Consider the following 13,154-nt stretch of genomic DNA (forward strand, 5'->3'; position numbering starts at 1 on the left):
AACATAAAGTTGGCTTATTATTTGTGTTTACCTTGTTTCTTAACGGTATGAATACTATGATGAATTTATAATTAAAATTGAGTAATCACCGCGAGTAACTAATATTGATAACCTATCAGCCTTTAATTAATGACTCTGCGTCCTTAATCGAATTTACCCGCATTTATTTAGCCGTTTTTTATACCTTTGTAGCGGGGTTCTACACCGTTAGAATACTCTATAAAAACAGCAATACACCATCGGGAGTGATTTTTACAGGGACAAAATATTGCGCTAATTGGTGGAATCACTTCGTTTTTCGTTTTTTTAGAGCTGCTATTTGGTTGGTGTGTGTTGTAAGAGTATTTATACCTGCAACCGATAACTACCTCGGAATTTTTGTGCCGTTAAATACATGGCCAGGCGTAATGCTAGGTAATGCTTTATTAACTGTTGGTTTTATATTAACTATGGTGGTGCATTTTAATATGGCATCACTTTGGCGTTCAGGAATAGACCCACAAGGGCCCTATGAGCTAAAAGTAAACGGCTTTTATGCGTATTCTCGTAATCCTATGTATTTAGGCGTTGCTGCGGCGCAGTTAGGCTTTTTTTTAGCATTGCCGAGTGTGTTTAGCTTAGTGTGTTTACTGGTTGGGCTTACTGCGTTATATCGTCAGGTGTTGATTGAAGAGCAGCATTTAGTGAGCATATTTAACACCCAATATAAAAAATATAAAGAATTAGTACCACGTTGGTTATAATAATTACTCCGTTATTTTGCAGCAATGAGGGTTTTAGTTTAACTACCAATGAGTAATACTTTACATTCGCTACAAAAAATCATGATTACAAAAGCAATTTATTGCTATTTTTACAAGTATATTTTAACGTTAATATATTGAATACTTAACTAGCTTCACCTTGCTTTAGAGGCAAACATAGTATGACAAAAAATGAGTTAATAGAACTAGAAGATGTGCTTGATTTAATGCTTGATGCTGTGTGCGTGGTAGATAAAGTAGGTAAGTTTGTATTTGTAAGTGCCGCGTTTGAACAAATATTTGGTTATAAAGCTGCCGAAGTAGTAGGCAAGCCTATGATTGATTACGTTTATAAAGGCGATCATAATAAAACTTATAATGCCGTTGCTTCACTTTTGTCGGGCGAAACAACTCATTCACGGTTCGAAAACCGCTGGGTTCGTAAAGACGGTCAAATAATACATATTTTGTGGTCAGTGTGCTGGTCATCAGATCACCAAGTAAGAATTGCAGTTGCTCACGATATTACTGAGCGAAAAAAAATGGAAGAGCAGCTTTATTATATGGCTGGCCATGATGGACTTACAGGTTTACCAAATCGCTCATTACTAATGGACAGGTTACAGACTGCAATAGTAAAAGCAGAAAGAGAAAACACACTATTTTCGATATTATTTATTGATATAAATGGCTTTAAAGCTATTAATGATACGTATGGCCACCTTATGGGTGATAAGTTACTGCAACACATAGCACAGCGGCTTTTAAGCGTAGTAAGAGAATACGATACAGTAGGGCGCTTAGGCGGAGATGAGTTTTTGATTGTGCTAGAGGGCTTAAGTAGCGCTGGCGATACCACGGCTATTAAAAGAAAAATAATTGGGCAGTTCCAACAGCCATTTGAAGTAGATGATCTATCATTAAATGTATCTCCGAGTATTGGAATTGCAAATTACCCCACCCACGGAGAAACAGACCATCAATTAATAAAACACGCAGATCAAGCCATGTATAAAATCAAAAGAATGAGTGCCAATAGCATAGATTACCCAACTTAAAATTAAACGCTCAAATAATAAAAAAGCAGGCCAGTTAGGTAAGTTAAGTATTTTATGTTACATAACTTGGATTCAAATAGTAAGTGCAGAGGTTAGCAATTAATACGTTATATATTACAGGCGCGGGCGTTAGCGCAGCCAGCGGTATTCCTACCTTTAGAGGTGAAGATGGTTACTGGACTATTGGTAGTAAAAATTATACACCAATGCAAATGGCCACACGCGCTATGTATCAAAACGCCCCTAAAGAGTTTTTAGCTTGGTATTACCACAGGTTTGCAACGTATAGAAACCACGGCCCTAACGACGTACATTATTGGCTAAAAGATAAAAACCTAATAACGCAAAATATAGATGGGCTTGATGGTAAAGCAGGAAATAAAAACTATATTGCAGTTCATGGCAGGTTAGATCAAATGACCCTGTTTCATCAGCAAGGCGAAAACGTAGAAACGGTGATTACCCCTTGGGATGAGGTAGATGAGGCTCATTTAAACAACTCATTATTTGAGGTGTTTAATATTCAAAACCAAGCGCCAGTGCTTAATCACTCTTTTAAACCGTTTGTATTATTATTTGATGAATACTACACCGAGTTATATAAAATTAGCGAAGCACAACAACGCATGGTCAATGCCGATAAAATTGTATTTATGGGTACATCGTTTAGCGTTAACATTACCCAAATGGCGCTGGAAATAGCCCGCGAATACAATATTGCGTTAGAAGTTGTAGATCCACACCCAGCACATATTTTACATCCAAATGTAAGTTATAAAAAAATGACCGCGCTTGAATATATTCAGAGTAATTAAAGTTTTAAACCGAGTGTTAGCTCCTTATAAAAACAGCAAGATTATAATAATAAAGAAATATAAATTAGTGACTTAACTGAAATAGCTAATCTATCAATATTATTGGTTGAGCCTTCAGAAGTGCAGCAAAAACTGATCATAAAATCATTAATACAAAGTGGTGTAAAACAAATAGAAACCACCACTACACAAACCCAAGCTTTAACCCTACTTGCAAATTACCAACCAGATTTAGTTATTAGCAGTATGTACTTAGCTGACGGCACCGCCGATTCACTGCTACAAAACATTAGGTCGAACCCGCGCACAGAGCACCAAGCATTTATGTTGGTATCGAGCGAGCGTAATAAAAAGTATCTTGAGCAATTAAGGCAATCGGGCGTGTTAGCTATTTTACCTAAACCCTTTACGAGCGAAGCCATTACCCGAGCGCTTAAAGCTACCTTAGATATAATTAGCGAAGAAGAAGTAGAACTTGATCATTTTGACGTAACGTTGCTGCGAGTTTTAGTGGTAGACGACAGCCGCTTTGCGCGTAAACACATAATACGTGTACTTGCGGGGATGGGAATACCTGCACCAATAGAAGCTGAAAACGGTAAAGAAGCTATTGAGCACTTGAATAACCAACCGTTTGACTTAATAGTAACCGACTACAACATGCCAGAAATGGACGGGCGAGAACTAACAGAAGCCGTTAGAAGCTCAAATAGCTACTCACATATTCCTATTTTAATGGTGAGCTCAGAGGCCAATGAAACCCACCTAGCAAACATCTCTCAAGCCGGAGTGGATGCCATATGCGACAAACCGTTTGAACCAGCAAAAGTGAGAGAATTACTATTTAAAATAATGTCTTAAATTATTAATTCTAAGGCTAACTGTAAAACTCATTAGCCTAAGCGAATAAAACAAAAGCAGCGCTTGTAAAAAGTCGCTGCTTTTTTACTATTGGTTAGGTACGTTATAAAGCCCAAACGCCACAAAACATAATATAACTGCAATTGTGGTATCAAATATTCGCCATCTTAATGATGAACTTAATATACTTTTAAGTTTAGGTGCAAAAAGCACTAAGGTGCTGAACCAAATTATTGACCCAACACAAGCGCCAAGTGCAAAATGCATTGGGTTTGGTTGTAAAGCGCCAATATTGCCAAGTAATAACACGGTATCTAAATACACATGTGGATTTAGCAAACTGATTGCAAAGGCCGAAAGGGCAGTACCCCACCAGTTTACTTTTTCTACTTGGCTTATCTTTAAACCTGAAGTCCCTTTAATCGCTCGCATTGCAGATCCATACGCTAAGTACAATAGCATCGCAATACCGCCCCATGTTAACCAAGGCAGTAAGCCCGGTAATAATTGTTGTAATTCATTTGCTGCAAATACACCTATTAAAATAAGAGCCGCGTCGCAAATAATGCATACCGTGGCTAAAACAAACCGATTAGCGCCAGCCATACATTGGCTTAAAATCCAAATATTTTGCGCGCCAATAGCAATAATTAAACTTAGCCCCAGCACCACACCCGATAAAAACGACATACTTAAAATCCACTCAATTATTCAATGCCTTGCAGGGTATTGATAATTCTGTTACAAATCCAATGAATACATTTAGGGTTATATGCGTAAAACTCATGATTGATTATCAACTACTCAATGCACTGTCGGCGGTTATTAGTGAAGGCGGATTTGAAAAAGCCTCTAAAAAGCTATTTATTACGCAATCGGCAGTAAGTCGGCGTATTCATCAACTCGAAGCCAAACTTGGAGAGCCTGTAATTATTAGAACGCAGCCACCGCGGCCAACCGCTCTTGGAAAGCGTTTACTTAATCATTTACAACAAGTCCTGCAGTTAGAAGTTGCTTTAAACGTAGATGCACTTAACGAGCACTCCAGCTTAAACACACCTCTTAGTGTAAAGTTGGCTGCCAATGCTGACTCACTAGCTACATGGTTGCCAGAAGCCCTTGCCATACTAGATACAGAATCTGATTGTAAATTTAGATTTGAAGTGATCTCAGAGGATCAATCCATCGCCCATAAAAGAATGAAAGACGGCGAAGTAATGGTATGTATTAGCTCATCTTCTGAACCTGTAAATGGTGGATTAGCGAGCCCATTAGGTGCTATACGTTACAAGGCAATTGCGAGTCCTGATTTTATTAAACAGCATAACCTCACTTCGCTTACGCAATTGGCGCAGGTACCGTGTTTAGTTTTTAGTGAATATGACAAGCTACAGCACCAGTTCTTAGCCGATATTAACGGCTCAACGCCAGAGTATATGCATATATATCCCTCATCAGAAGGATTTAAACAAGCCATGATAGCAGGCCTAGGGTATGGTTTATTGCCGACTTTGCAGCTCGGTGATTCCCTGCAAAAAGGAGGGTTAGTTGACTTATTTCCAGAGTATTATATTGATACTCCCTTGTACTGGCATTATTGGCAAAGTGAAAGCCCGCAACTTAAAGCACTGCGTAAGTTTGCAATGCAAGTTGCGGCTAACCGATTAGAACCAATTTAAAGGTGCTTATAACTGGCCTAATCTATAAATGAGTAATGCCGTTTTTTTAATGTTTTTATCAAGGCTGGTTAAATCGGCAGTTTCGTTTTTAGTGTGCGCGCCACTGCCCATTAAGCCCAAGCCATCAAGTGCCATATCAACATGGTTTGCGGCAAACGAAATATCAGCTGCACCTGCGTTGCGTGGGTTGGCAGCTACTACTTTGTTGAAGCCTAAGTCGTGGCTTGCGTCGCTGTATAATTCTAATAGCTTTTTATTGCCATCAGTTAATGCCATTGGCGGGTAACCGTCTTCAAAAATAAGCTCTGCTTTACTGCCATTTAAACTGTTGCTAGCAATTTGTAGCATAACCCTTTTAGCGCTTTCTACTTGCTTTGGCGAAAGTGCGCGTAAATCGCCTGCTATATGTACGGTTTGTGCTATTACATTACTTTTACCAAACGCAGTTGCTGACGAATTAGCGCTGTCGTAGTCGGCATTTGTGCCACCCACAATAAGCCCTGGGTTAAAAGTTAAATTAGGTTGTGTGGCAAGTTGTTCTCTAAAGCTATTTAAAATACGCGATGCTTCGTAAATAGCGCCATAACCAACGCTTTCGCTAAATATTTGTGACGAATGCGCTGCATTTGCCGTTACATTTAGCGTCCAACCGGTATAACCACGGCGCGCCGCCATAGCAGTTTTTATATTGTTATCGCCATTTTCATAGCCAAGCGCTACGTCAGCCCAAATTGCTGCATCAACAATAGCTTGTTTAGATAAGCTAAGTGGACGACCGCTGCTTTCTTCATCGCCAGTGAGTATTACTTTTATGCTTACATTTTCAAGTAAGTTAAGCGCTTGCAAGCTTTTAAGTGCGGTAATTATTATCGTGTTACCGCCTTTCATATCGGCAACGCCTGGGCCACTGGCTGTATCGGCATCAAGCTGTTTGTAGGTTGTAAAATCATCGTGTTTGGCAAAGACTGTATCTAGATGGCCGATCATCAGTATTTTTATTGCATCGGGGTTTTTACTCTCAAAGGTAGCCAATACATGCCCTGCGCGGTTAAACGCACTGCCATCCAGCCATTCTACTTTAAAACCAATGGCCTTAAGTTGCTCGCTTGTAAGCGCGCCTACTTTTTTTACACCTTCAATATTAAGCGAACCGCTATTAATATTTACGGCTTGCTCTATTTCTTTAAGTGCTTGGGGAATGTTTTTATCGACCTGTTTTACTATTTCACGCTCATTTTTATCAAGCGCAGCATAACTTATAAGCGGTAAGGTACTAGCAAGTGTGAGAATGAGTGCATGGCTAAATTTTAAAAATGACATAACAGCATAATAAGTGAGAAATAAGAGTATTTAATATGAAGTAAAAATACAGAGGATTCAATAGGGGTAGATTGTGATTTTTAACTAATTTTATAAGCAATAACGAGTTACAAGTTTAAGGGTGAGCGCGTTATTAGTTTAAACACAGGTATTTAAATATAACCACTTAATTAATAATCAACGGGTATAATTAATCAGCTATACGTCTGATATTACTGAACTCCACCATTTTGGGGTTTTGCTACATTTAGAAAAGGTAAGGCGAAGCTAACTAACTGTTTACAGTTAGTTATTTTATAGCTTGGTTAAGTTGTTGTAATATAGTGACATTTCGATTTGTGAAATGACAAATATCGTAGGCTAATTTTTAGTCGTGTCGTTGTAACCTCCGGCTGCTGTGATACTATAGTGATACATTACTTAAGTTCTAGATAGGATTTTTTATGAAAGTTGAGCTAGTTACGACTCTTAAACGCCAAGCTACTAAAATATTAGCTGATCTTCATACTTCAAAAGAGCCTGTGTTAATTACAGAACATGGTAAACCATCTGCTTATCTAGTTGATGTTGATGATTATGAATTCATGCTACAACGAATAGCAATCCTTGAAGGTGTAGCGCGCGGTGAACAAGCTATTAAAAATGGCCATTTATTCTCTAATCAAGAAGCAAAAGAGAAAATGAGTAAATGGCTGAAATAATATGGACATCTCCAGCTCTCGATGATTTAAATTATGTTGCTGAATATATTGCTTTAAGTAATCTGATTGTGGCTAAAAAATTGGTTCAAAAAGTATTTGAGAAAGTATCAAGGTTAGAAAATCATCCAGAATTAGGTAAAAGGCCTGCTGAGCTAAATAACTTAAACTACCGAGAAGTTATTGTTAATCCGTGTCGTATTTTCTATAAAATTGAAAATGATAAGGTTTATATTTTACATGTAATGCGACAAGAGCGAGATTTACGCAGGTTTCTTTTACAGAATTAAATACGGTTAACAAGTAAATCCACTAGTATGAAAATTTGGCTGAATCCATCTTGATTACTAAGAAAATCGCAAATTAAAATAGAGCGACAAGTGCAGTTTAAAAAATATAACAGGGCTTTTAAACGACCAAAATTTTTCTCTTAAACAGCTCTCAGCCCATATTTAGGACAAGCAACCACCAGGTTTAATACCACTTGTATTAAACCTGACAGCCAAAACTAAACCAACTAACGCTTTAATTAGTCGGCATTAAATAAATTTCGCGTACGCTATTGCGCTGGTTTGCCTCAATCGCAAATAATACGGCGTCGGCTACATCTTGAGGGTCGAGTTTGTCGGGTTTAGCTTCATCAAAAAACGGGGTGTTTACCATACCTGGTGCGATGGTTGTACAGCGGCCATTCCACTCACTCATTTCCTCAGCTAAGTTTTGTCCAAAGCCATAAGCAAACCATTTAGTTGCACCGTAAATAGAGCCACCAATTGGCTTACGGCCAGCGGCAGAGCTGGTTAATATAAAGTGACCTTTATTTTGGCGTAAATGCGGCAGGGTTAATTTAGCAGTCCACAGTAGGGCTTTAATGTTTATGTCGATCATAGTTGACCACTCATCCGGATCACCTTTTTCGGTGCCAGCGGTTGAAACGCCCATGCCTGCGTTAGCAAAGGCTACATCTAGTCGGCCAAACTTTTCAATGCCTTTAGCAACTACGTTTTCAAGCGCGGTAAAGTCGGTTGCATCTGCGGCTACGCCCATTGCATTATTTGAGCCTAGCAACTCTACTAACTCAGTTAACTTATCTTCGCGTCTAGCGGTAAGTATTACTTTATGACCATTATTTACAAGAGTTTTTGCGGTTGCTTCGCCAATGCCACTTGAAGCGCCGGTTATGAGTACTATTTTTTCTTTTGCCATAGATAACCTCTTAATGAACGTTAAAAACTTAAAATCACCATACCAATAAACGATTAACCTACATTGAATAGTCGCTATAAATTAGCCATAAATGGCGGTGTTTTATATTCTAATAACCATGGTTTTTAGGCCGTTATTAAAATTGAAATAAGTGATTAAAAAAGGTAGGTTTAAATTTTTTATTCTATATACTCACGCCACTTCTTTTGAAGTCGGTTTTATTAGATTTAACCATTATTTTGCTGAGTTTCAGCCACATTTATCGGAACAAACATGAAAGATAAACTTTTAGCGTTTTGGCAAAGCCATTCAGAAACAATCATCACTTTAGGGTACAAAGTGATTTTAGCGTTGGTGATTTTAATTGCGAGTGCCTTAATTGCACGCTCGGTTAAAAAAGCGATTAAAAATTCTAAATCGCCATTAAAAAAGGTGGATAGTACGCTACTCCCTCTTTTATCGAGTATTGCTGGTTATTTAGTTTATATAATTGGCGGGCTATTTATTTTAGATATTTTTGGCGTTAATACGGCAAGCTTAATTGCGCTAATGGGTGCTGCTGGTTTAGCGATTGGTTTAGCCCTTAAAAATACGCTGAGCAATATTGCTGCGGGTATTATGCTGCTAATACTCAGACCTTTTAAAATAGGCGATTTTGTAGATGCTAGCGGCACGCTTGGCACAGTTAACGAAATAAACTTATTTACTACCATTTTTAAAACCACCGACGGCCTTTATATTGCATCGCCTAACGGCAAAGTGTGGGGTGGCAATATTAAAAACTTTACCCGTAATGGCAAAAGACGAATGGATATAGTGGTGGGTATTTCGTATGCTGATTCTATTGACGTTGGCTTAAATGTACTTAAAGAATTAGCCGCATCAGAGAGCCGATTACTCGCAGAGCCTGCACCTAAAGTAATGGTGACATCAATAGGCGAAAGCGCAGTGAACATTCAATTACGTGCGTGGGCTGTTAATGGTGATTATTGGCAAACTGTGTGGGATTTAAATAAACGTGTTAAAGAAGCAATTGAAGGCGCAGGGCTGAGTATTCCATTTCCGCAGCGTACGCTGCATATATCTGAGTCTATGGCATCGGCCATAACTGTAAACAAAGATGCTTAAGTATGTATTAACATAAACATAAATAAAAATAGCGAGCCTTGGCTCGCTATTTTTGTATTAGCCTTTGTGTAGGCTGAGGTATTAACCTTCTAATTGAAAGTCGTACACTGAGCCTAAATTAAGTAGTTGGGTTAGCTCATCAAGTGCTTGGTAACTTTCGCTCAGCAGTGCTGGGTCGGCAAAGTCTTTAGCACCTAATTGGTCGCGGTAGTTACGTTGTGCCCAGTTACACAATTGTGTGTATTTAGTGTCGGTTAAAATAACGTCTGGGTTTACTGCAGCGAGTTCTTGCTCGTTCAAAGCAACCCGTAAACGCAAGCAAGCTGGGCCGCCGCCATTTTGCATACTTTGGCGTAAATCAAAAAAGCGTACTTGGTTTATAGGATTATCGGCCATGATCATTTCTTCAATGTAGTCGTTAACCGCGCTATTACGTTGGCACTCTTTTGGCGCTACTAATAACATAGAGCCATCACTTAGGCTTACTAGTTGGCTATTAAATAAATAGCTACTAACTGCATCTTGAATACTTACTTTACTTGTAGGTACTTCAATAATATAAAATTGTTTATTACCAACATAGGCTTCGCGAATATCTTGCAGTGCCAAAGCTTGATTTAAAAATGCTTGCTGGTGGCACAGTAATACGTTGGCGTTACCTACTGCAATTACATCATTATGAAACACGCCTTGGTCTATTACGTCTGGATTTTGCTGTAGTAAAATTTGGCTTGAATCTTTTAAATTATGCAAGCGACAAATTGCTTCTGAGGCTTCGAGAGTTTGCCTTGCAGGAAATTTAGCTGGTTTTGGTAATTGGCTGTTAAACGCGCTGGCACCAAATACAAACATTTCAAGGCCTTGCTCGCCGTGGCTGTCACAAAAACGAGTATGGTTTGCTGCACCTTCGTCGCCAAAAAAGCCTTGGTCGGGCAAATGGGTGTGGTGCGCAAAGTATTTGTCGTTATTAAACATGGCTTTTAATAAGCGCGTAGTGGTTGCAGGCTCTAATGAACGATGAAACTTATTATTTAAATTAGCTGAAGTAAAATGTACTTTGCCATCGGTTGTATCAGGAGATGGCGATACTGTAGCGGCATTGGCTGTCCACATTGCAGATGCTGAATAACACGCGCGTAATAAAATAGGATCGGCTTTAAATGCTTTATGAATGACTTGTGCATCGTTACCGGTAAAGCCTAAGCGGCGCAGTACGTTTAAGTCGGGGCGTGCATGAGGGGCAAATACACCTTGAGTTAGGCCTTTGTCATGCATGGCTTTCATTTTTTCAAGGCCTTGAAGTACCGCCTCTTGAGGATTTGAAAAGCTTGCTGCGTTATTCAACGAGGCAACATTACCATACGATAAACCAGCGTAGTTGTGAGTAGGACCCACTAAGCCATCAAAATTAACTTCCAAAGCGTTCATACACGTTCCAACTAAAAAATTTTTAATAGGATGCAACAATACAATGCAATAGGGTTGCTTGCAAAGTTATAAACGCAGTGTTTTTACTAATTTTTTGATGTTTTTAAATGTGGGGTTTATTGCAAGGGGGTTGTTTTTATATTGAGCGGTTAATTTGAGTTTAATAAAAATGTACGCATAAATTTCATAGTGCGCAAAAGCTCAGCCTAAAGTAAGTTTATACAACTAAGCTTTAAGCCAAGCCTTTACACAATACGATGTTACTTAACATAGGCGCGTTCTTTATCAGCGGTAGTGCGGGTATTTGTAGGGTCGTTAACTTGCCAAACGCTAATGTCTAAACGCCATAAAAGATAAAGGGTATGATATAAATTGAACATGGTTTTTCCTTTGATTTTTTTTAAACACATAAAGTAATAGGAAGAAGTATGCCAACGTTTAATTGAATATTTTATGAATACGAATCAATGAATTAGTGTTTTATATAAAAAAGTTGCTAGCTTTTTGCACTTATATGGTGGGTTTTTTGGGCTGTATGCACTTATTTGATACACGCGCTATTTTAAACGGTTTATGCATTAATCAGATAAATCGTTAACGACTAAGTCGAGTAACTGCATTAGTTGTTTTGCTTGCTCTGTATTTACGTTATTAAATTTACACAGCACTTTGCTAGGTATATCAGCCGCTTTTAGCTTTAGTGATTGCCCCTGTTGAGTGAGCTGCACTAGGCGTTTGCGTTTGTCGTGCTCATCTTTAATAACAGCCAGTAATGATTTGTCGCTCATTTTTTTTAGAATTTGGGTCATTGCACCGCCATCTATCGCGGTTTTATCTATTAGCTCTGCAATTGTTATTTCGTCTTGCTCCCACAGCGCCATCATTACTACGTATTGCGGGTAAGTTAAATTTAGCGCGTTTAAAGGCTCGCGATACGCACGCGCAATGCTGTTAGATGCCATGTATAACCGATGACATAACTGATTTTTTAACTTTAATTGCTCAAACGACATGCTTTAACCTCTTTGCTGAATAAAGTGTACTTTAATTTGCATGCAAAGTATTTGCAATCTATATTTAGTTGCTCTATTATTTTGCACACAAACTAAATAAGTTAATTAATTTTTTAAATTTTGGAGTTCATTATGAATGTATTACAAAACGTTGCCTATACAGCAAAAGCAACTGCAACCGGTGGCCGTGAAGGCACTGCTAAATCTGATGATGGTCGTTTAAATGTAGATTTATCAACTCCTAAAGGCTTAGGCGGCGATGATGGTAAAGGAACTAACCCTGAACAGCTATTTGCAGCAGGTTACGCGGCATGCTTTATTGGTGCGCTTAAATTTGTAGCGGGCAGCGAGAAAATTACTCTGCCAAGTGACACGCACATTAACTCAGAAGTGTCGATTGGCGCTATTGACGGTGGTTTTGGTATTGCAGTTAAGCTAGCGGTGTCGCTGGGTGATATGGATAAAGCGCAAGCACAGGAGCTTGTAGATAAAGCGCACTTAGTATGCCCATATTCAAACGCAACACGCGGCAATATTGAAGTTGAGCTGTCGGTTATTTAATAACGGCACTCGCTAATATTTAAAAAGCACACAATAACCTTGTGTGCTTTTTTGTTTTTGAGGTCATAAAAAATAAATATACGAAAAATCGTATATTCACTATTTCATATATTCATTTTTTGTTTTATTGTGTACATATTAACGATACGAGGACGCTATGGAACAATTCAACCCCCTGCAATTTTATAAATGCCTAGCGGACGATACACGGTTAAAGGCCATACTGCTTATTGCTGATCAGCAAGAGTTATGTGTTTGCGAATTAGTTGCGGCACTTAATTTAAGCCAACCTAAAGTGTCACGTCATTTAGCACAGCTTCGCCAATGCGGATTGCTTACAGATCGAAAACAAAACCAATGGGTGTACTACAGTATTAATAAGGCACTACCAGATTGGGCACAAACAGTAATTACGCAAACACGTGTTGCAACAGCAGCATTTTATAAAAGTGATTTAGAGCGCTTAAATGCTATGGGTAATCGCCCTGAGCGCTGTTGCTAAGTAACCTGATCTGTGGGTAATAAACTTATCTCAAGCAGCTATTTTCAGCGCTAACTGCGTTGAATTTACTTGCAATAGGCCAGCTATTGACGCGTAAATTCGCCTTGTTTTCACTGAAAACCTCTGGCTAGAGAAAATAAAA

At 38.7% G+C, this 13,154-nt stretch carries 15 protein-coding genes; 10 read left to right on the forward strand and 5 right to left on the reverse strand.

Annotated features, from left to right (window positions below):
* The first annotated feature begins 107 nt into the window (after positions 1-107).
* The 4 genes from H5058_RS12850 (at position 108) to H5058_RS12865 (ending at position 3,477) form a co-directional block, all read left to right on the forward strand.
* On the forward strand, positions 108-743 hold the full coding sequence (locus H5058_RS12850) for an isoprenylcysteine carboxylmethyltransferase family protein (protein ID WP_182678512.1): 636 nt from the start codon (positions 108-110) through the stop codon (positions 741-743).
* Positions 744-925: 182 nt separating this feature from the next.
* On the forward strand, positions 926-1,801 hold the full coding sequence (locus H5058_RS12855) for a sensor domain-containing diguanylate cyclase (RefSeq protein ID WP_182678503.1): 876 nt from the start codon (positions 926-928) through the stop codon (positions 1,799-1,801).
* 98 nt (positions 1,802-1,899) lie between these two features.
* Positions 1,900-2,616: a Sir2 family NAD-dependent protein deacetylase gene (locus tag H5058_RS12860; RefSeq protein WP_182678514.1), complete on the forward strand. Its 717-nt coding sequence runs from the start codon at positions 1,900-1,902 to the stop codon at positions 2,614-2,616.
* Positions 2,617-2,679: 63 nt separating this feature from the next.
* Entirely contained in the window at positions 2,680-3,477 is a 798-nt protein-coding gene (locus tag H5058_RS12865) for a response regulator (RefSeq protein ID WP_182678516.1), read from the forward strand.
* A gap of 87 nt (positions 3,478-3,564) precedes the next feature.
* Here the strand turns inward: H5058_RS12865 and H5058_RS12870 are convergent, their stop codons facing one another.
* Entirely contained in the window at positions 3,565-4,167 is a 603-nt protein-coding gene (locus tag H5058_RS12870; RefSeq protein WP_179807741.1) for a LysE/ArgO family amino acid transporter, read from the reverse strand.
* A 95-nt stretch (positions 4,168-4,262) separates the two neighbouring features.
* Here H5058_RS12870 and H5058_RS12875 point away from each other — a divergent pair, with 95 nt between their 5' ends.
* Complete coding sequence (locus tag H5058_RS12875; RefSeq protein ID WP_179807740.1) at positions 4,263-5,156, forward strand: LysR family transcriptional regulator ArgP; 894 nt, start codon at positions 4,263-4,265, stop codon at positions 5,154-5,156.
* Between the two features lie 6 nt (positions 5,157-5,162).
* On the opposite strand, the gene H5058_RS12880 is transcribed toward H5058_RS12875, so the two are convergent.
* Positions 5,163-6,476, reverse strand: coding sequence for a M20/M25/M40 family metallo-hydrolase (locus H5058_RS12880; RefSeq protein ID WP_182678505.1), 1,314 nt, complete (start codon positions 6,474-6,476; stop codon positions 5,163-5,165).
* A 443-nt stretch (positions 6,477-6,919) separates the two neighbouring features.
* Between H5058_RS12880 and H5058_RS12885 the strand changes: the two genes are divergently transcribed.
* Complete coding sequence (locus tag H5058_RS12885; protein ID WP_182678507.1) at positions 6,920-7,177, forward strand: type II toxin-antitoxin system Phd/YefM family antitoxin; 258 nt, start codon at positions 6,920-6,922, stop codon at positions 7,175-7,177.
* Positions 7,165-7,464, forward strand: coding sequence for a type II toxin-antitoxin system RelE/ParE family toxin (locus H5058_RS12890; protein ID WP_182678509.1), 300 nt, complete (start codon positions 7,165-7,167; stop codon positions 7,462-7,464). Before H5058_RS12885 ends, H5058_RS12890 begins: the two co-directional genes overlap by 13 nt.
* A 235-nt stretch (positions 7,465-7,699) precedes the next feature.
* On the opposite strand, the gene H5058_RS12895 is transcribed toward H5058_RS12890, so the two are convergent.
* The gene (locus tag H5058_RS12895) at positions 7,700-8,380 is read right to left on the reverse strand and encodes an SDR family oxidoreductase (RefSeq protein ID WP_165744439.1); all 681 of its coding nucleotides are present in this window, start codon (positions 8,378-8,380) and stop codon (positions 7,700-7,702) included.
* 273 nt (positions 8,381-8,653) lie between these two features.
* Between H5058_RS12895 and H5058_RS12900 the strand changes: the two genes are divergently transcribed.
* Positions 8,654-9,508, forward strand: a complete 855-nt coding sequence (locus tag H5058_RS12900) for a mechanosensitive ion channel family protein (protein ID WP_149593269.1) — start codon at positions 8,654-8,656, stop codon at positions 9,506-9,508.
* Between the two features lie 81 nt (positions 9,509-9,589).
* On the opposite strand, the gene astB is transcribed toward H5058_RS12900, so the two are convergent.
* Together astB and H5058_RS12910 are read right to left on the reverse strand one after the other, a co-directional pair.
* Entirely contained in the window at positions 9,590-10,936 is a 1,347-nt protein-coding gene (gene astB, locus H5058_RS12905) for an N-succinylarginine dihydrolase (protein WP_165744438.1), read from the reverse strand.
* A gap of 578 nt (positions 10,937-11,514) precedes the next feature.
* On the reverse strand, positions 11,515-11,949 hold the full coding sequence (locus tag H5058_RS12910) for a MarR family winged helix-turn-helix transcriptional regulator (RefSeq protein ID WP_182678510.1): 435 nt from the start codon (positions 11,947-11,949) through the stop codon (positions 11,515-11,517).
* A gap of 132 nt (positions 11,950-12,081) precedes the next feature.
* On the opposite strand from H5058_RS12910, the gene H5058_RS12915 reads away from it, so the two are divergent.
* Both H5058_RS12915 and H5058_RS12920 read left to right on the forward strand, forming a co-directional pair.
* A complete protein-coding gene (locus tag H5058_RS12915) occupies positions 12,082-12,510 on the forward strand; it encodes an organic hydroperoxide resistance protein (RefSeq protein WP_011329816.1) in 429 nt (142 codons plus the stop codon).
* Between the two features lie 157 nt (positions 12,511-12,667).
* Positions 12,668-13,012, forward strand: coding sequence for a metalloregulator ArsR/SmtB family transcription factor (locus H5058_RS12920; RefSeq protein ID WP_089369128.1), 345 nt, complete (start codon positions 12,668-12,670; stop codon positions 13,010-13,012).
* Positions 13,013-13,154: the final 142 nt, after the last annotated feature.

Origin of the sequence: Pseudoalteromonas sp. SR45-4 (assembly GCF_014163535.1) — a bacterium.
In the GTDB taxonomy this organism is placed as follows: domain Bacteria; phylum Pseudomonadota; class Gammaproteobacteria; order Enterobacterales; family Alteromonadaceae; genus Pseudoalteromonas; species Pseudoalteromonas nigrifaciens.